At 48.3% G+C, this 19,079-nt stretch carries 17 protein-coding genes; 8 read left to right on the top strand and 9 right to left on the bottom strand.

Translation table 11 applies throughout. The annotated features are described in order from the left end of the window. Positions 1-74 precede the first annotated feature (74 nt). Complete coding sequence (gene mtaB / locus BWI93_RS04900; protein ID WP_094809028.1) at positions 75-1,400, bottom strand: tRNA (N(6)-L-threonylcarbamoyladenosine(37)-C(2))-methylthiotransferase MtaB; 1,326 nt, start codon at positions 1,398-1,400, stop codon at positions 75-77. Positions 1,401-1,624: 224 nt separating this feature from the next. Beyond that, positions 1,625-2,647, bottom strand: coding sequence for a glutamine synthetase beta-grasp domain-containing protein (locus BWI93_RS04895; protein ID WP_094809027.1), 1,023 nt, complete (start codon positions 2,645-2,647; stop codon positions 1,625-1,627). Between the two features lie 483 nt (positions 2,648-3,130). Between BWI93_RS04895 and BWI93_RS04890 the strand changes: the two genes are divergently transcribed. The 5 genes from BWI93_RS04890 to BWI93_RS04870 all read left to right on the top strand — a co-directional run bounded on the left by BWI93_RS04890 (position 3,131) and on the right by BWI93_RS04870 (position 8,379). Continuing rightward, the gene (locus tag BWI93_RS04890; protein WP_094809026.1) at positions 3,131-5,338 is read left to right on the top strand and encodes a glutamine synthetase III; all 2,208 of its coding nucleotides are present in this window, start codon (positions 3,131-3,133) and stop codon (positions 5,336-5,338) included. Positions 5,339-5,476: 138 nt separating this feature from the next. Then, a complete protein-coding gene (locus BWI93_RS04885; protein WP_094809025.1) occupies positions 5,477-6,037 on the top strand; it encodes a hypothetical protein in 561 nt (186 codons plus the stop codon). A gap of 48 nt (positions 6,038-6,085) precedes the next feature. Next, positions 6,086-6,802: a 16S rRNA (uracil(1498)-N(3))-methyltransferase gene (locus BWI93_RS04880; RefSeq protein ID WP_094809024.1), complete on the top strand. Its 717-nt coding sequence runs from the start codon at positions 6,086-6,088 to the stop codon at positions 6,800-6,802. A gap of 3 nt (positions 6,803-6,805) precedes the next feature. Beyond that, a complete protein-coding gene (locus BWI93_RS04875; protein ID WP_094809023.1) occupies positions 6,806-7,474 on the top strand; it encodes a DUF4159 domain-containing protein in 669 nt (222 codons plus the stop codon). Positions 7,475-7,602: 128 nt separating this feature from the next. Further along, on the top strand, positions 7,603-8,379 hold the full coding sequence (locus BWI93_RS04870; protein WP_094809022.1) for an acyl-CoA desaturase: 777 nt from the start codon (positions 7,603-7,605) through the stop codon (positions 8,377-8,379). 651 nt (positions 8,380-9,030) lie between these two features. Here BWI93_RS04870 and BWI93_RS04865 read toward each other — a convergent pair. After that, positions 9,031-10,347: a dihydrolipoamide acetyltransferase family protein gene (locus BWI93_RS04865; protein WP_094809021.1), complete on the bottom strand. Its 1,317-nt coding sequence runs from the start codon at positions 10,345-10,347 to the stop codon at positions 9,031-9,033. Between the two features lie 60 nt (positions 10,348-10,407). Further along, positions 10,408-11,667 carry a competence/damage-inducible protein A gene (locus tag BWI93_RS04860; RefSeq protein WP_094809020.1) on the bottom strand — a complete coding sequence of 420 codons (1,260 nt, stop codon included), beginning with the start codon at positions 11,665-11,667 and terminating at the stop codon, positions 10,408-10,410. A 192-nt stretch (positions 11,668-11,859) separates the two neighbouring features. On the opposite strand from BWI93_RS04860, the gene BWI93_RS04855 reads away from it, so the two are divergent. The 3 genes from BWI93_RS04855 (at position 11,860) to BWI93_RS04845 (ending at position 14,179) form a co-directional block, all read left to right on the top strand. Beyond that, complete coding sequence (locus tag BWI93_RS04855) at positions 11,860-12,624, top strand: DUF4197 domain-containing protein (RefSeq protein WP_094809019.1); 765 nt, start codon at positions 11,860-11,862, stop codon at positions 12,622-12,624. Between the two features lie 169 nt (positions 12,625-12,793). Beyond that, a complete protein-coding gene (gene gldC, locus BWI93_RS04850) occupies positions 12,794-13,147 on the top strand; it encodes a gliding motility protein GldC (RefSeq protein ID WP_094809018.1) in 354 nt (117 codons plus the stop codon). Positions 13,148-13,153: 6 nt separating this feature from the next. Then, positions 13,154-14,179, top strand: a complete 1,026-nt coding sequence (locus BWI93_RS04845) for a thioredoxin family protein (protein WP_094809017.1) — start codon at positions 13,154-13,156, stop codon at positions 14,177-14,179. A 58-nt stretch (positions 14,180-14,237) separates the two neighbouring features. On the opposite strand, the gene uxaC is transcribed toward BWI93_RS04845, so the two are convergent. The 5 genes from uxaC to ispG all read right to left on the bottom strand — a co-directional run bounded on the left by uxaC (position 14,238) and on the right by ispG (position 18,929). Next, positions 14,238-15,662: a glucuronate isomerase gene (gene uxaC / locus BWI93_RS04840; protein ID WP_094809016.1), complete on the bottom strand. Its 1,425-nt coding sequence runs from the start codon at positions 15,660-15,662 to the stop codon at positions 14,238-14,240. Between the two features lie 89 nt (positions 15,663-15,751). After that, on the bottom strand, positions 15,752-16,303 hold the full coding sequence (locus BWI93_RS04835) for a tetratricopeptide repeat protein (protein ID WP_233207717.1): 552 nt from the start codon (positions 16,301-16,303) through the stop codon (positions 15,752-15,754). A gap of 8 nt (positions 16,304-16,311) precedes the next feature. Continuing rightward, positions 16,312-16,671 carry an MmcQ/YjbR family DNA-binding protein gene (locus tag BWI93_RS04830; protein WP_094809015.1) on the bottom strand — a complete coding sequence of 120 codons (360 nt, stop codon included), beginning with the start codon at positions 16,669-16,671 and terminating at the stop codon, positions 16,312-16,314. 22 nt (positions 16,672-16,693) lie between these two features. Further along, positions 16,694-16,888, bottom strand: coding sequence for a DUF6728 family protein (locus BWI93_RS04825; protein ID WP_094809056.1), 195 nt, complete (start codon positions 16,886-16,888; stop codon positions 16,694-16,696). Positions 16,889-16,955: 67 nt separating this feature from the next. Beyond that, on the bottom strand, positions 16,956-18,929 hold the full coding sequence (gene ispG / locus BWI93_RS04820) for a (E)-4-hydroxy-3-methylbut-2-enyl-diphosphate synthase (RefSeq protein WP_094809055.1): 1,974 nt from the start codon (positions 18,927-18,929) through the stop codon (positions 16,956-16,958). Between the last annotated feature and the right edge of the window lie 150 nt (positions 18,930-19,079).

Genomic DNA, 19,079 nt, shown 5'->3' with positions numbered 1-19,079 from the left:
TGTTGCATAGAATAAGGAAGGGAGTCCTGCATTGCGGGACTCCCTTTTATTATTCCAGTACCAACGATTGGTTACTAGCTATGTACGATCATCAATTCCGGTTCGCTTACTTGTACTAATCCGTTTTCGGCGATGGTGGTCAATTGTACGGTTTTGATTTCGTTGATCAGCAAGGGATCATATTGAGCCGTGATCCGAACGTAGTTTTCCGTCCAGCCCTGCATTTGTCCGTTTTCGATTTCTTCTTCAAATAAAACATCGGATACGCGGCCCAACTGGCTTTCGTAAAAAGCCCGCCGCTTTTTCTCGGATAAAATGTGCAGCATTTTTGACCGTTCGGCCCGTTGTTGTGAAGGAACAATGGGCTTAATGTCCAGGGCGTGGGTAGAGGCCCGCTCCGAATACGTAAACACGTGCAGATACGAAATCGGTAATTCCTGCAAAAACTGATACGTTTCCAGAAAAAGCTCAGGCGTTTCACCCGGGTGCCCCACGATCACGTCCACGCCAATGCAGGCGTGCGGCATGAGTTCCTTGATTTTGGCAACCCGGTCGGCGTACAGTTCGCGTTTGTACCGACGTTTCATCAGACCCAGCACTTTGTTACTTCCCGATTGCAGCGGTACGTGGAAATGCGGTACGAAACGCTGGGAGGTACTAATGAATTCCAGAATCTCGTCCGTGAGCAAATTCGGTTCGATGGACGAAATGCGGAATCGTTCAATGCCTTCTACGGCGTCCAGGGCTTTAACCAGGTCCGCAAAACGTTCGTGACGAATGCCGTTTTGGATCCCGAAGTCGCCGATGTTCACTCCCGTCAGTACAATTTCCTTCACGCCGCGTTCGGCAATTTCGCGGGCGGCTTTGACCACATTTGCAATGGTATCACTGCGGCTTGCCCCACGGGCCAGGGGAATGGTACAGTAGGAGCAGGGGTAATCACAACCGTCCTGTACCTTCAAAAAGGTACGCGTCCGGTCGTTGAGGCTGTAGCTGGCGTGATAATCCAGTACTTCTTCAATATTCGAATTATACACCCGGGCCGTTCCGGTAGGTTCCTTGCGAAAATCATCGATCAGTTCCATCAGCCGGAATTTTTCCGCCGCTCCTAATACGGCATCCACTCCGGGAATGGTGGCAATTTCCTGGGGTTTCAACTGAGCGTAACAGCCCAGAATCGCCACGTATCCATCCGGGTTGATCCGCTGAGCTTCCCGTACAATCTTCTTGCACTTCTTATCGGCGTTTTCCGTAACGGAACAGGTATTGATAATGAAAATGTCGGGATTCTGATTAAACTCTACGCGTTGATAACCCTTCTCTTCGAAACTTCGGGCAATCGTCGACGTTTCGGAAAAGTTTAACTTACAGCCTAGGGTATAAAATGCTACTTTTTTCATGGTGACCTCTTCCTACGCGGAAGAATAAAGGGATGAACAGGGGAGTGGTAGCTAGTACGAACCCGAGCTTATATAGCACAGCCATTCGAAAAGATTCCTGAGCTAAAGCCCCCCTACGGAAACGTAACTTTCCTATAAGGTGCAAAATTACCTAATTTGTTCAGTTAGAGCTAAAAAAAAAGCCCCCGATCCAAATCGGGGGCAAAATCTATTTGGGGGAAATGTTATTCCACTTCAGCACTCTTCACCGTTTTGATGATACGAGCGGCTACTTTGTAAGGATCGGCAGCCGAATTCGGACGACGATCTTCCAGCCAGCCTTTCCAGCCACGTTCTACCGTAGCGATGGGGACACGGATGGATGAACCACGATCGGAGATACCCCAGGAGAATTTGTTGATGGCAGCCGTTTCGTGCTTACCCGTCAAACGGAGGTGGTTATCAGGACCGTATACAGCAACGTGCTCTTTCACAACAGGGCGGAAGGCTTCGAGGATCGTTTCGTAAGCTTCTTTGCTACCTGACGTACGCAGTACCGTGTTCGAGAAGTTGGCGTGCATACCTGAACCGTTCCAATCGAGCGTTCCCAGGGGTTTGCAGTGCCAGTTGATAGCTACATTATATTTTTCGCCAACGCGTTCGAGCAGGTAACGAGCGATCCAGGTTTCATCACCAGCCTGTTTGGCACCTTTGGCGAATACTTGGAATTCCCACTGACCCATGGCTACTTCAGCGTTGATACCTTCTACGTTCAAACCAGCCTGAAGGCAAAGTTCGAGGTGTTCTTCTACGATATCGCGACCTACGGCCTTACCCGCACCTACGCTGCAATAGTAAGGACCCTGAGGACCGGGGTAACCACCCGCGGGGAAGCCCAGAGGTTTGTTGGTAGCGGGATCCCACAGGAAGTACTCCTGCTCAAAACCGAACCAGAAATCGTTGTCATCGTCGTCAATCGTTGCACGACCGTTTGATTCGTGAGCCGTACCATTTGCGTTCAGTACCTCACACATCACCAACCAGCCATTGCCACCCAAACGAGCAGGGTCTTTGCAAACAAATACCGGCTTTAATAAGCAATCAGAAGAGCGACCTGGAGCTTGCTCGGTAGAACTACCGTCAAAAGACCACATGTCGAGTTCTTCCAAGTTACCCGAAAAGTCGTCAACGATTTTCGTTTTGCTGCGGAGGCTTTGCATGGGCTTGTAACCGTCGAGCCAGATATACTCCAATTTAGCTTTTGCCATGGTTTTGTTATAAATGTAAAATGAAACGATCCGTTCAATTGATGGTTCAAATCTAATCCGGTTTATGCGTATTTTCCAAATCATTATTTGGCTAAATCTCAATATTTCTATCAAAATCTTTCGATTTATATAAAATATGCAACAAAATCTTTATATAATCACTATATATTTTTGTTGAAGACTGAAAAAATCTGATTTTTAACTAAATTTTCATTTTTAAGCGGTAATCATGATCAAATCGAACGAATTTTAACAAATTAAAGCCGATTTTAAGGGCTGTACTTAAAAAATAGAATCTATTATTTACATTAGTAGAGAAATCAGTATATGGCCATTTTGCTTAGTTTAAAATTGTATTTTACCAAGAAGATGGCTAGGGAAGAGTTATTTTTTGCAGTTTTGCATTTCGACTGATTACCCCATTGGCCGCTGGCCAAACTAAACCCGTTTTATTTTCAATACCCCGACACTAATCCCCATTTTATGGCATTAGCACGTTTTAAAGCGTTAGATCTGGCACAGTCCCGCCAGTTAACTCCTGTCAAAGTCCCCTCGGAAAAAGTGACCGAGTACTTTGGTAGTTTAATCTTCAACGAAGAGGCGATGCGTTCCCTGCTGAGCCCCGATACGTTTCAGCGAATTACGAAGTCCATTAAAGAAGGACATAAAATTGATCGTGATACGGCCGATGAAGTAGCCGCTGCGATGAAGTCATGGGCCGTTTCGAAGGGAGCATCCCACTATACGCACTGGTTTCAGCCCCTGACGGGTACTACGGCTGAGAAACACGATGCCTTTTTTGATATTGTACCGGGAACGGGTAAGGCGATTGAGAAATTCAAAGGTTCGGCTCTGGTACAGCAGGAGCCCGACGCCAGTTCATTCCCCAACGGTGGAATCCGGAGTACCTTCGAAGCTCGTGGCTATACGGCCTGGGATCCTTCGTCGCCCGCCTTTATTATGGAAAATGCGGCCGGTACCTCTACGCTTTGTATTCCGAGTGTGTTTGTTGCCTACACGGGCGAGGCTCTGGACTACAAAACGCCGCTGCTGAAATCCATTGAGCTGATTGATAAAGCAGCCACGAAAGTGATGAGCGAGTACTTCGACCGGAATACGGAGAAGACCATCCCTACGCTCGGAGCCGAACAGGAATATTTCTTGATTGACGAAGCCCTCTTTAATGCTCGTCCTGATTTATTAATGTCGGGTCGTACCGTATTTGGTCATGCTCCGGCTAAAGGTCAGCAACTGGAAGATCACTATTTCGGCTCGATCCCTCCGCGGGTAAATGCCTTTATGGTGGAGTTTGAAATAGAGGCTCAGCGTCTGGGTATTCCCGTGCGTACGCGTCACAACGAGGTAGCTCCGGCTCAGTTCGAAGTAGCTCCTACGTTTGAAGAAGTAAACCTGGCCTGCGATCACAACGCCCTGCTGATGGATTTGATGCAGAAAGTGGCCGCTCGGCATAAATTCAAAGTACTCTTCCACGAGAAGCCTTTTGCGGGCATCAACGGATCGGGTAAACATAATAACTGGTCACTGGCCACGGATACGGGTATCAACGTACTCGGCCCCAGCACGAAACCGAAGGAAAGCCTGCGTTTTGTAAGCTTCCTGGTCTGCGTGGTGAAAGCCGTACACGATAACGCCGATCTGCTGCGGGCTGCCATTGCTACGGCGGGTAACGAACACCGTTTGGGGGCGAACGAAGCTCCTCCGGCCATCATGTCGGTCTTCCTGGGTTCAGAAATGAGCCGCGTGATTGATACGCTGGAAAACATGCCGCCGATGACCGAGTTCAAACTCGAAAAAGGCGACAACGTATACATGAAACTGGGTATTAACAAAGTGCCTTCGCTGTTGCTCGACAACACCGACCGTAACCGTACTTCGCCTTTTGCCTTTACGGGTAATAAATTCGAATTCCGGGCGGTAGGTTCTTCAGCGAACTCTGCGTCGGCCATGACGATCCTGAATACGATTGTAGCCGATCAACTGATTCAGTTCCGCAAAGACGTGGATGCATTAATCGATACGGATCTGAAGAAAGAGCTGGCCATTGTCGAAGTGCTTAAGAAGTACATCAAGTCTTCGAAGCGAATCATTTTCGAAGGCAACGGCTATTCTGACGAGTGGGTAGAAGAAGCCGAACGTCGCGGTCTGGCGAACATTCGTTCGGCCCCGGAAGCTCTGGGCGTATACACCCGCAAAGAAGTAGCAGAACTCTTCGAGAAATACGATATTTTCACGGAGAAAGAACTGCACGCCCGCTACGAAATCGAGCTGGAAAACTACATTAAGAAAATTCAGATTGAGTCACGGGTGATTGGCGATCTCGCCATCAACCATATTCTTTCTACGGCTCTCAAGTACCAGTCGCAACTGGTGGATAACGTCAAAGGCCAGAAAGACATTGGGATCGAGGAGAAGTACTACGCTCCGACGGTGGAAACCATCAAACGGATTGCCGAGTACACGGCCAAAATTCAGATCCTGGTTGATGAAATGACTGAAGCCCGGAAACAGGCCAATGCCATCCAGGATAGTGCGGAGCAGGCTCGCCTCTACGGAACGAAAGTGAAGGGTTATTTTGACGAGATCCGTTACTACGTTGATAAGCTCGAACTGATTGTAGACGACGATGAGTGGCCGCTGGTGAAATACCGTGAGTTACTGATGCTTCGCTAGATAAACTTGAAATCAGAGAGGACTCAGGGTTTTCAGGAGTCGTTTTTGAACAAATTCTTGCGTAAAAATCGAGAAAAGCCCGCTTGACTGCGGGCTTTTTTTTCGTACTTTGGCTTTCAAACCAATGCTTACACCCTTATGCCGACCGCAGAAAACTCCGGCTATTCCTCTACAGACATTCAGCAACTGAAAGACGAAATCCGCTCGAGCGGCCATTCTTTCATTTATACGGAAGACCCTGATATGGACGAGCCCACGGGCGATGAGTTCGCTCATTTCCAGTTTGTGGGGGTTCACGAAGGAAAAGAAGTAATCTACGACGCCGTTTTGTATACCTTACGTTTACACCACAGCAGTTTGGTGTACGAAGAAGCCGAGCGTCAGGCGATGCAGGAACATCCCCTGTACGTACCGCTGGATCAGCGGGATGAAACCTATCAGGCCAATGATGAAGTGGACGAGGAAGTGGAACTACTGATTACGGAAATCATCGAAGAACTGGAAGAAAACGAAGAAATCAAGGTAACCGAGCACCTGGAGACGGAATACAGCGAGGAAGGTAGCGTCGAACTTGATATTTGCCTGAACGTAGAAGCCGTTAATGACGAAGTGATTGAAAGCTTCATCAAAGACTTTACGTCCGGTCAGTTAGAACTCGACACAACGCTTTATTCCTTTAAAAGTCTGGAAGAAGAATAATTTTATGCCGCAGTGAGTACAAAAACTCGCTGCGGCTTTACAGTACCTATGCACTTATTCTATGAGCCGGACATCCAGCAACGGCTATTTTTATCCGAAGAGGAGTCGCGGCACGCGGTAAAAGTGCTTCGTTTATCAACGGGAGATACGTTGAAAATTGTGGACGGAAAGGGTTTCCGCTACGAAGCCGAAATCGTCGATCCCAATCCCAAACGCTGCTCCGTACGGATTCGCTCGGTGGAGCAGGAGGCTACGGCACGATCATTCTCCATTCATCTGGCGATTGCCCCCACCAAAGATCTGGATCGGATCGAATGGATGCTGGAAAAATGTGTGGAAGTAGGGGTGGACCGGGTGAGTTTCATCCGTACCCGTCGTACCGATGAGCGGTACTGGAAAGGAAAATCCATTCACCTGGACCGACTGGAAAAAATTGCGGTTTCAGCTCTGAAACAGTCCCTGAAACTGACGATGCCGCTGGTAGAAGGCCTTATTCCCTGGGACGCATTCTTGGAAAATCTTCCCGCCGATCGGCAGAAATTGATTGCACACCTGGAGAATGAAGATCGCCAGTTGCTCAAGCATCGAGCTACGCCGGGTGGCTCTTACGTAATTCTGATCGGTCCGGAAGGAGATTTTACCACACAGGAAATTGCGGAAGCAAAAGAAAAAGGATTTTTAGCCGTTAGTTTAGGTGAAAGCCGGCTCCGTACGGAAACCGCCGGCCTCATTGCCGTACATACGCTGGATCTACTCAATCAATAAGGCATGAAACGACTCGGAATGCTTATGGGCCTTTGGCTGGCAGGCCTTTGCCTGAACACGGTACCAGCGATGGCCCAAACGATTCGCATTGCTAAGCTGAAGTACGGAGGTGGCGGCGACTGGTACGCGAACAAAACGTCTTTGCCCAATCTGATCAAATTCTGCAATCAGAACCTCAAGACCAACATTGCGGCCGAAGAAGATATCGTGGAGCCGGGGAGTGCGGAGCTTTTTAATTATCCCTTTGTCCATATGACGGGTCATGGTAATGTCGTTTTCACGGACGCTGAGGCCCAGAATATTCGTAAGTATCTAATCGCCGGAGGCTTTTTGCACATTGACGATAATTACGGCCTGGAGAAATTCATTCGACGCGAGATGAAGAAGGTGTTCCCCGAGCTGAATTTTGTGGAAGTACCTTTTAATCATCCCTTGTACAAAGCCAAATACGTCTTCCCGAATGGTTTGCCCAAGGTACACGAACACGACGGCAAGGCTCCACAAGGGTACGGCCTGATCTGGCAGGGAAGGCTGGTTTGCTTCTTCAGTTACGAATGCGATCTGGGAAACGGTTGGGAGGATCAGAGCGTATACAACGATCCGGAACCCGTTCGGCAGAAAGCCTTACAGATGGGAGCCAATTTGGTTTATTACGCCATGACCACTTTTTAGCATTAAATTTGTGAGTTGAACAGGATTTTTAGCCAATTTTTCAAAAAAAATAAACTTTTGCAACTAAGTATTCAAAGCTTAGGTTAGACTATTAACTTTGTACTTGGTACTTCATTAAATCTGCCGAAATGCAACTCATTCTTCCAGCGTTCATCATTCATTGGTACCTGTCGCTTTTTAGCCAGACCTTTTTCTTGCATCGTTACTCTGCTCACAAGATGTTTACGATGAATAAGTTCTGGGAGCGGTTCTTTTACCTGCTCACCTACATCTCACAGGGATCCAGCTATCTGAGTCCGAAGGGATACGCGATTTTGCACCGGATGCACCACGCTTTCAGCGACGGACCACGTGATCCGCACTCACCTCACAACTCTACGAACGTCTTCACCATGATGTGGAAGACAAAAGACATTTACAACGCCATTTTGTTTGGTCGTACGAAAGTTGAGCCTCAGTTCGATAAAAACTATCCGTACTGGAGCACGATCGAAAAAATGGGCGATTCCTGGATTTCACGCATTGGCTGGGGTACGGCTTATTCTTTGCTGTACATTGCCGCATTCATCTGGTTTGATATGCACTGGGCGTTTTTCTTCCTGTTGCCGATTCACTTCCTGATGGGCCCCGTGCACGGAGCAATCGTAAACTGGAGCGGTCACAAGTACGGCTACCAGAACTACGATAACAACGATAAATCGAAAAACTCTCTGGTACTGGATTTCCTGATGATGGGCGAGTTGTTCCAGAACAACCACCACAAATTGCCTAACCAGGTAAACTTTGCTTCAAAGTGGTACGAATTTGATCCGACCTACCCGGTCATCAAAACACTGCACTGGATGAAGATCATCCGTCTGAAACCCGTAAAAGTGCGGGCTCAGCACGAAGAAGTAGAAGCGTAAGCGAATTACGATTATAAAAAAAGGACGGCTTAGTTAAGTCGTCCTTTTTTTATAATTCAATTTTTTTGTATGACCAACAAGGTCTAAATCTGTCTTAAAACAGGGGATACAGATAGACTAGAACCACTAGAAAGAGGACATAACTAAAATAGAAACAGTAGAGATAGATGCTGTTTTTAAAATAAAGAAGTCTTAGGCTTCTATGTTTCAAGATTCTGATCAGTACAACCGTTACTACTATAAAAAATAGAACGGCACTTAGTCGTGTAAAGCCCTGTACGTAAGCCCGTAAGGCAGGAGCAGAAGAAAAGATCCCATTCAAGGAGCTAATTATAAAACTAAGACAGATCCCAGTAAAGCCGATGACCTGCGGAACGCGGTATTTTCTGACATTCAGCATAAACGTTTTTGAATAGATAGGAGGCACTGCTAATATAAGTATTTATACTAGGAAATTGATCCTGCAAACGCTTTTACTAGCGTACGTATTTTCGATATTCTCAGTTCCTTTTACCGGAGCAGGCCAGGCTGGTCAATGTATACCGGATGAAAGAGTCGTGACGCTGCCCATCCGTATTAAAAAGGGGGAGATGGTAGCCCAGAAACCCGGATTTGCCCTCTCCCCGCTGTATAGGGTGCACGAGGTACCAGTTAAATCAGTTTTCGATCCGCATCAAACGCTTCCAGATAATCCGAAACGCGTTTCACGAACTGCCCACCCAGTGAACCATCGACGATCCGGTGATCGTACGAATGGGAAATGAACATTTTGTGACGAATACCAATCAGATCTCCTTCGGGGGTTTCAATGACGGCCGGTTTTTTCTGGATTGCTCCAAAGGCCATGATGGCTACCTGCGGCTGTACAATGATGGGTGTACCCATAAGATTTCCGAAAGTACCGATGTTCGAGACGGTATAGGTACCATCGGCCAGGTCATCGGCTTTGAGCTTGTTTTCGCGGGCTCTTTTGGTAAGGTCGTTGATTTTCTTGGTTAATCCCACCAGATTGTACTGATCGGCGTTGTGAATCACCGGTACAATCAAATTGCCACTGGGCAAAGCCACGGCCATACCTACGTTTACTGCTTTTTTGATGAGAATACGATCCCCCTCCACCGAACTGTTAATCATCGGGAAATCCTTGATGGCTTTCACTACGGCTTCGATCAGTAGCGGGGTATAGGTAAGGTTTTCTCCATATTCTTTCTGGAATTGAACTTTCATGCGTTCACGCCAGCGAACAATAGCCGTCATGTCCGTTTCGACGAAACTGCTGACGTGCGGAGCAATGCGTTTGGAATCCACCATTCGTTCCGCAATCAGTTTCCGCATACGATCCATCTCCTGAATTTCTACGTCACCCATACTAAAGCTGGGCTTGCTTACGGCGGGAGCTGATGCTACTGGAGTCGGCTTGGGCTCGGGAGTAGCGGGCGGCGTTGACCGTCGGGCAACGTAGTCCAGCATATCGTTTTTGGTGACCCGACCATCCACGCCCGTACCGGGAACGGTATTCAGCTCGTCCATGGAAATCCCCTCCGTCTGACTGATCGTCAGCACCAGCGGCGAATAATACCGGCCTACGTTCGCAGTATTTTCCGTACGAACCGGTTCACTAATGGCCGTCTGTACCTGATTTTCGAGGTAACTGGCGGCTTCTTCCGTATCGCTTATTTCTTCAGGAGCTTTCGGTTGCGGTGTAGTAGCTTCCGAAGATGTTGTACCCACGGCATCGGTTTGGACCCGGCAAATGGGTTTGCCAATGGTCGCCACATCGCCTTCCTGCACGAGCCATTCTTTCAAGATACCCGCCTGGGTTGCCGGAATTTCCGTATCTACTTTATCCGTCGCCACTTCCAGCAAAGGTTCATCCATTTCCACACGATCACCCGGCTTTTTGAGCAACGTGAGTACCGTGGCTTCATGAATGCTTTCGCCCATGGCAGGCATAAGAATCTCAGTCATAGATTGATTCTGTTTGGCGTTTCGGGCAAAGGTACTAGGTACTTCTGCCCAATTCACGTATTAATCCAAGGGAAGGCCTACTAGCACTTTCCGCAACAAATTTAAGAGAGAAAGGGCCGTTTGATGAATATTCTGTAGACGGTCCCCCCCTAAAGTCAGTTTTTTCGTAATGGTTTGCTCGGGAGATGCCAGGGCAATCCAGATGGTTCCTACGGGTTTTTCGGTAGTACCACCGTCGGGACCGGCAATGCCACTGGTAGCGAGTCCGAAGGTAGTTCCGAAGCGTTCGCGTACGCCTTCGGCCATTTCCCGGATGGTTGGCTCTGAAACAGCTCCGTAGTCCTCCAGCGTAGCGGATTGGACGTCGAGCGTATTCATCTTGGCCGCATTGGAATAACTCACCACGCCTGCCTGAAAATACGCTGAGCTTCCCGGAATTTTTGTAATCAGGTGAGAGAGGTATCCACCCGTGCAGCTTTCGGCAATGGCTAAACTATGGCCGGATTCACGTAGTAAGCGAGCTACTACGTCTTCAATCTCATCGCTATCGTAGCCATATACGTAGGTAGAAATCAGCGGTAAAACCTTGGCGATCTCAGCGTTCACTTCTGCTTGCAGGACCTCCAGCGATTCGCCGGTGGCCGTCAGCCGAAGTTTCACCATACCCATCGAAGGTAAGTACGCCAGTTTGATGTGTGAGGGCAATGCATCTTCCCAAGCTTCGATACGTTCGGCCAGAAAAGATTCACCAATACCAATGGTACGCAGCATTTTATGGTGAATAACTGGTAAGGGAAACGTCGACTTAATGCGGGGTAGCACCTCATCCATTATCAGACCCTTCATTTCGTGCGGAACGCCGGGTAAAGAAACAAATACCGTACCGCGTTCATAGAACCACATGCCCGGAGCCGTACCCCGCGTATTGGGAAGGTAGGTGGCATTCAGGGGCAGAGAAGCCTGTAACTTATTGATTTCGGTAAGTTCCCTCCCCCTTTTCTGGAAAAATTCGGTTACGAATACTAACGCTTCCGGGTGGATGGCCTGGCCGGTATTAAAGTATTCACAAAGGGTAGTTTTGGTGATGTCATCTTTGGTAGGACCTAAGCCGCCTGTTAGTATGACAATGTCAGCTCGTTGTTCGGCTTCGCTCAAAATACTCAAAATAGCGGCTCGCTGGTCACCCACCGAGCTTTTGCGAACGGTACGTACGCCGATGGCTGACAACTCAGCCCCAATCCATTGCGTATTCGTATCGGTGATTTGGCCAAAAAGGATTTCATCGCCAATCGTTATAATTTCTGCCGTAACGGGTCTCATGAGAGTAAACTTGAATGTCAATAATCAAGAAAGTAGGGGACTGGCATAGATTCTTGAGTACCCTTACGCAGCTGGACTATCGAAAGTCTGATGTGATGTTTTCGATTTTGGTCTATTTTTGCGGCTTAAAACTACATAAAAAACGAAGTTTAACCGTTTAAATCTACAACCACCTACTAGAACAGAAACCCAATGAAAAAGGTTATAGGAAGTTTACTTGTTGTATGCTTATCCATACAGTTAGCTCAGGCTCAAAGCGATAGTACACAGAATACGCAGCGGAAAAGTGGTTGGGGTGGGATTTTAGAAAAAGCAGGGAGTATATTAAAACAAGGCTCCCAGGGGACATCCAGTTCGGACGAGATTGCGAATGGGTTGAAAGAGGCTTTGACCTTAGGTATTAAAAAGGGCTCCGAACAGGCTTCAAAGACGGATGGTTTCTATAAAAATGCACTCATCAAAATTTTGCTGCCTCCCGAAGTACAAAAAGTAGAAGGAACCTTACGAAAAATTGGCTTAGGCAAACAGGTCGATCAGTTTGTACTCACGCTAAACCGGGGAGCGGAGGACGCATCCAAGAAAGCATTCCCTATTTTCGTGGATGCGATTACTAAAATGACGATTACGGATGCAATTTCGATTCTGAAAGGAGAGAAAAACGCCGCCACCGAGTACCTGAAGCGTACATCGTTTGATGCCCTCTACAAGGAATTCAACCCGATCATTCAAACTTCCATTGATAAGACGCAGGCCACTAAGTATTACGGAACGATTGTGACGGCCTATAATCGAATTCCTCTGGTCCCCCAGAAACTCAATCCTGACCTGGATGATTACGCCACCCGTAAAGCCATTGACGGATTGTTTTTGCTAGTCGAACAGGAAGAAGCAAAAATTCGGGAGAACCCCGCCGCCCGCGTAACTGATTTGCTGAAGAAGGTATTTGGGCAGCAGTAGCGGCGGTTTTGAGTTTTGATAAGGGTGAGTTAGTCTAAAAAACAACACACCGAAAACCAGAATAGACGATTCTACCCTGAAAACTCAAAACGCATCCGGAACTTATCGGAAGTTTTCAGTCTTTACTTACCTGATTTAATTCTTTGTAACGGGCCTTGTGCCATATTGTATGAAAAAAGCAGAAATCCATTTCGACATTGAGCTTGACGAGAATAACGTTCCCAATAAGATTTACTGGGACGCTTCGGATAACCCGAATGAGGGTCTCAATGATACACAAGCCATTTCGATTGCTACCTGGGATCGCTATCACCGGGCAACGATGAAACTGGATTTGTGGACCAAAGACATGGAAGTAGGAGATATGAAGCAATTCTACATTGAAATTATGTCGGGTGTGGCGGATTCCGTAATTTCTGCTACGGGCGACAAAAAAATGGCCGAACAGATTCACGACGTTTGCAAAATCCTGAGTCGTAACCTGAAGGCCGAACTGGAAGAATTGCAGCGTAACAGTAAATAAACGAGCATGGGAAACCTGAAAAAGGCCCTGCTCTTCGGCTATTTTAGCCTGTTGATGGGGTCGGTGTGGGCTCAGGGCGTATCCTTTGTTCAGGGTAACCTCCGTACGCCTTTTACGCAGGCGAAAGCTCAAAAAAAGGCGGTTTTCGTGGAAGTGTATTCACCTACCTGCCACGTTTGCGAGAGCTTCAAACCCACGTTTCAGCAAGCTTCAGTAGGTGCCGCTTACAATGCCCGTTTCATAAGCTACAAGCTCGATATTAATTCACCCGAAGCTCAGGCTTTTCTGGCTAAGCAACACTTAGTGGTACCTTCTTTGCCACTGTTCTTATTTTTTGATGCGGACGTGAAATTACTACATGCTCAGAACGTGAGTAATTCAGCTAAAGAGGTGATTTCTGTAGCTAATACGGCCCTAGACGCTACGAAACGGAGCAGTGGGTATGTCAATCGTTTTAAAAAAGGAGAACGTACCGCTGACTTTTTGCTGGAGTATGGCTCGTTTACGCGAATCGTCCGGGATACGGTAGCGAATGTACAGGTGATGCAGGCGTATGCTAAAGCCTTACCCAGCAGTGCGTACACCAGTAAACCTGCGTTCACGGCGTTGCAGAAGGTAGTAATGGATGCGGAGAATCCACTTTTTACGTACTTCATGTCGCATTTGGCGGCGTATAAAGGAAAATATCCTCCGCAGGAAGTGACGAAAGCCGGGGAATCCATTGTGATGAATACCTTGTACGCAGGTCGGGCGGCGTTTATGGCTCCGGAACGAATCCAGAAAATTGGATCGTACCTGACTACCCTGGGACTGGATGCAAAATCAGTAGAAAACCGAACTCTAATACCAGACCTGAATGCCCTGGTTCGGGCTCAGCGGTGGGGACAATTGCTCGATCGAATCAATCGGTACGAGAAAGTGGGTGGTCCCGGTGCGGCTGAATGTTCGTACCTGGCTTCGTATCTGCGAAGTAAATCGAATAACCCGCAAATTCTTCAAAAAGCGGCTGCATTAGCCAGCCGGGGAAATTGATAATAGAAAAAGGCCTGCGATATCGCAGGCCTTTTTAACTATAGGCTTCAAAACCCTATTAAAACTGGAAATATTCTTTCGCGTTGCGGTAGCAAATGTTCTGCACCAGTTGACCCAGCCATTCGATATCCGCCGGTAACTCGCCATTTTCCACGTCGTTGCCAATCATGTTACACAGAATACGGCGGAAATACTCGTGACGCGGATAGGAAAGGAAGCTGCGGGAATCCGTAAGCATACCCAGAAAACGACTCAACAAGCCCATGTTGGAAAGAGCGTTGATTTGCTTTTCCATCCCGTCTTTTTGATCCAGGAACCACCAGCCCGAGCCCCACTGGACTTTACCCGGCGTGGTACCATCATTGAAGTTTCCGATCATCGTAGCGAACACCTCATTGTCGGCCGGGTTCAGGTTGTACAGAATCGTCTTTGCCAGTTTGTTCTCGTTATCGAGCATGCCCATGAACGTGCTCAACGAACGGGCCTGTGGGAAATCCCCAATGGAATCCCAGCCCGTATCGGGGCCGAGTTCGCGTAACAAACGCGTATTGTTATTCCGTAAAGCTCCCAGGTGATACTGTTGCGTCCAGCCTTTTTCCCAGTCCATGATGGCAAACTCAATCAGCATGGCCGATTTGAATTTCTGCCGTTCTTCAAACGTAGGTAACTGGCCGCTACGGGCTTTGGCGAAAATGGTACGAATCTCAGATTCAGTATATTCAGCGGCATAAACCTGCTCCAGACCGTGATCGGACAAACGTCCGCCCAGGGAAGCGAAGAAGTCATGACGTTGCCGCAGAGCCGCTACGTATTCATCGTAAGTACTAACCGAGAGGTTCGAAACGGCCTCAATTTTATCAACGTAGGCGTTAAACTCCGCCGGATTATCGATGGAAAGCATGGCCTTGTCCGGACGGAATGTCGGGAGTACTTTCAGGTCAAGGCCTTCGGCGGCAATTTGCTGGTGGTATTTCAGATCATCGGAAGGATCGTCCGTGGTACAAACCACTTCTACATTCATGCGGCGAAGTAGGTTCCGTACGGAATAGTCCGGCGTATTGAGCAGGGCGGTGGCTTCGTCGTAAATGTCTTTCGCTGAAGCCGCATTCAGTACCCGGTCAATGCCAAAATACCGCTGCAGCTCCAGGTGAGTCCAGTGGTACAGGGGATTCCGCATGGTATACGGAACCGTCTCGGCCCATTTCTGGAATTTCTCGAAATCCGAAGCATCACCCGTACAGTATTGTTCCGCTACGCCATTGGTACGCATCGCCCGCCACTTGTAATGATCGCCATACAACCAGATTTGCGTCAGATTGGAAAAATTTTTATCGGCTGCAATCTGGTCGGGTGGAAGATGGCAATGGTAATCAATGATGGGCATGGCCCGGGCAAAATCATGATATAAGGTACGAGCGGTTTCAGTTTGAAGGAGGAAATCTTCGCTCAGGAACGGCTTGACTGACAATAAGGTGGCGTTCATACGAATAGCGTTCTTTCTGTCAAGACCTGACATTTGAACCCTATCCCTGAAAAAAGAATGAAAATTAAAATCAATTTAAGCAAAAGCCCTTATTTCCGCAGCTGAATGGGTTTACCAAAGTGCGTTTGAAGATAGTAAGCCGCATTTTCGTCACCCAACTGAGCAGCCTGTTCCCAATCCATGCGAGCGGAATCGAATTGTTTGAGACGGTACCGGGCTTCCCCCCGAAAACGGAGTACATTGGCATTCTCCGAGCGGGAATGCCACACGGCTTTGTCCAGTTCCAGAAAGGCCTGATCCGTTTCTTCCAGTTCCAGATGAGAAAGGCCTTTGTAGAGAAAACATTCCCACAAGGTATTATCGTACGCCGAAGAGTGCGTAAAATCGTATAAAGCCGAGTAATAGTTGCTCAGGTAGTAATTACAAATACCCCGATACAGATAAGCAACGGCCGATTTCGGATACCGATTGACTAACAGGGTAAAGTACGCGTGAGCTTCCTCGTATTGCTTATTCTGCACCAGTTCAATACCCTCGGCAAAGCGTTTGCGGTCTTTATCAGCGGGTGTGTCATGATCTTCCGTAAAATACCGGATGATTACATAGGGAATCAGCAATAGTATGAGAGCAATGGTTTCCATATACTGAACTAACCGTTGAGCGACTGAGCCAGCTCAGCCTGTACTTTCTTGGGTAAACTCGCCACAACCAACGCGTACGAGTGGTCAATCAATTCACGGAAAAGGACCTGATTTCGATTGGCTTTTACCGTATTCCAATGTTTTTTATTCATGTGATAACCCGGCACAATCCAGTCGTGTTGCTCGCGTAACTCCAACGCCCGCTCCGGATCACATTTTAAATTACAGGCAAACTCTTCGGCATCCAGCGAAGTCAGAGCGAATACTTTTCCCATGACTTTATACACCAGCGTGTCGGGTCCAAAGGGTGTTTCTTCCGACACCCCGGCTTTACGAAGACAATACTCGCGAAACTGTTCTAAATCCACACACTTAAACGGATAAACGGTCTTAACGGGTGAGAGCACGCACGAGCATCACCACCAGACAAAAAAGGAACATGATAATACTGATCCGATTGATGCCGTGCATCATGCGGAGATTGAAACTATCCGGTCGGGAAGGATCTTTCTTCCCAAAAACCCGAAAAAAGTATCGAAAGGCTTCTCCGAGTTTAAATTGGTTTTTGATGCGATTGCTATCCATGGTATCCTCATTCAAGTAAATAGATCAACCTGAAAAAGAGAGCATTCCAGGTTCTATTCCTATACTGTTAAGCCAATAATGCAGCTTCCGGTTCCCGCCAGACGCCATCTTCCCGCATTAATTCAATTAATTCATCCAGAGCCCGATCGGCGGGTACAGAGCGTTTCACGACCTGCTGACCCCGGTACAAAGCAATCTTGTTTACACCCATGCCCACATAGCCATAATCGGCGTCGGCCATCTCGCCCGGACCATTGACAATACAGCCCATGATGCCGATTTTAATGCCTTTGAGGTGATCCGTACGCTGACGAATCTGGGCAGTGGTGTCCTGTAAGTCAAACAGCGTACGTCCGCAGGAAGGGCAGGAAATGTATTCCGTCTTGCTCATCCGGGTACGGGCCGCCTGCAAAATGCCAAACGCCAGGGAATTCAGAAATTTACTCTGCTGACCGGGATTCTCGACTGAAGGTTTGAGCATCAGGCCATCCCCCAAACCATCCACCAGAAGTCCGCCGCAATCCGTCGCCGCGTAGAGCGTGGTGGCGTCCGCCGTAGTCTGGCCCTGCGACCACTGAATGACCACGGGCAGGTTGATGCGTTGCTGAATCAGTTTGAAGAACAGACGACGAAGCTCCGGCATGGCATGGCTGTTGGTCGTTTCAACCAGCAGGACAGCATACGGATCTTCCTGTAAATAACCCAGTAAATCCCCTTCGCAATCATCCAGACTTAGCCGTACTACGTGCAGAAAGGGAAAAGCCTGTTGCTCCTGAATACTGGTCAGATATTCGGTCGTAGTAAAGACCGGAAACTTGTGAGCCTGCTCACCAAGGGTACGCCAGATGGGATAATCGATCAGTTCCTTCAAGCCGTTTGGTAACATAAAAGGTACCGAACGCGAACCCGTATAGAGGTAGTCCGCTCCCAGATCGTTCATGGCCCATTTGTCCGTAGCGGGCAAGTAGAAATGCCCAATCGGTTGTAAATCCGCCGGATTGTTAATTTCCTGCGTTGAAAAATCAGCAATGACCCGGGGTACATTCTTGCCGCCGAAATTCTCGACTTCCGCCGTGATTCGGCGGGTGTACGCAAACGGATTGATGGGCGACGTCGTAAGGGCTTCGATGGGCTGTGCCGTCGCTGCCCGTTCGGCATAGCGATCTACCAGCGTACGGGCGACGGGAATTTCAAATTCGGGGTCTTCCGTCAAACTCACGCGTACGGTATCGCCCAGGCCGTCTTCCAGCAGCGTACCGATGCCCATGGCTGACTTGACGCGACCGTCTTCGCCTTCGCCCGCTTCCGTTACACCTAAGTGCAGGGGGTAGGGTTGCAGGTTTTCATCCTTTAATTTCTTGACCAGCAGGCGATACGCCTCTACCATGACTTGAGGGTTGGACGACTTCATCGAAATCACGATGTTCGTGAAGTGTTCGTCCTCGCAAATGCGTAAAAACTCCAGAGCCGATTCCACCATGCCAATGGGCGTATCGCCGTAGCGACTCATGATGCGGTCGGAGAGCGAACCGTGGTTCGTACCAATCCGCATGGCGGTTCCGTATTCTTTGCAGATGCGGACCAGCGGAACAAACTTTTCGCGAATTCGCTCGATTTCGGCCTGGTACGCGGCTTCAGTATAGTCTACAATCTCAAAACGTTTCTTATCGGCGTAGTTGCCGGGGTTAATCCGGACTTTCTCCACCAGACGAGCCGCCAGTTCAGCCGCGTTGGGCGTAAAGTGAATGTCCGCACAAATGGGCGTCCGGTAGCCGCGTCGGTTGAGCTCCTTGCGGATATTGTCCAGATTTTGAGCTTCCTTCACACTTGGAGCCGTAATCCGAACCAGTTCACAACCCGCCTCAATCATACGGATGGACTGTTCGACGGAACCCAGCGTATCCATGGTATCGATGGTAGTCATGGACTGCACCCGAATGGGGTAATCCGATCCCATCCATAAATCACCAACCCGAACCTGCGTGGTTGGTCGGCGGGAGTAAGCCGTTAATGATTGACAATATTCTGATCCAGCTGCCATTAAATCAGGCATTTGTAGTTCCGAAGTGACTTCCATGTAAAAAATAAAACGCTCGTAAGACAAAGGTAGCAGGGGGGAGGCGTATAGCCACGGAATTTTAGAAATTCTCGCCGAATTCTTAACGCTGCATTCGGGCGAATTGTTCTTAAG

Origin of the sequence: Siphonobacter sp. BAB-5385, from assembly GCF_002261125.1 — a bacterium.
GTDB lineage: Bacteria > Bacteroidota > Bacteroidia > Cytophagales > Spirosomataceae > Siphonobacter.
Note: the sequence above shows the minus strand (reverse complement) of the source record. Positions and strands in the feature narration are given on the sequence as shown.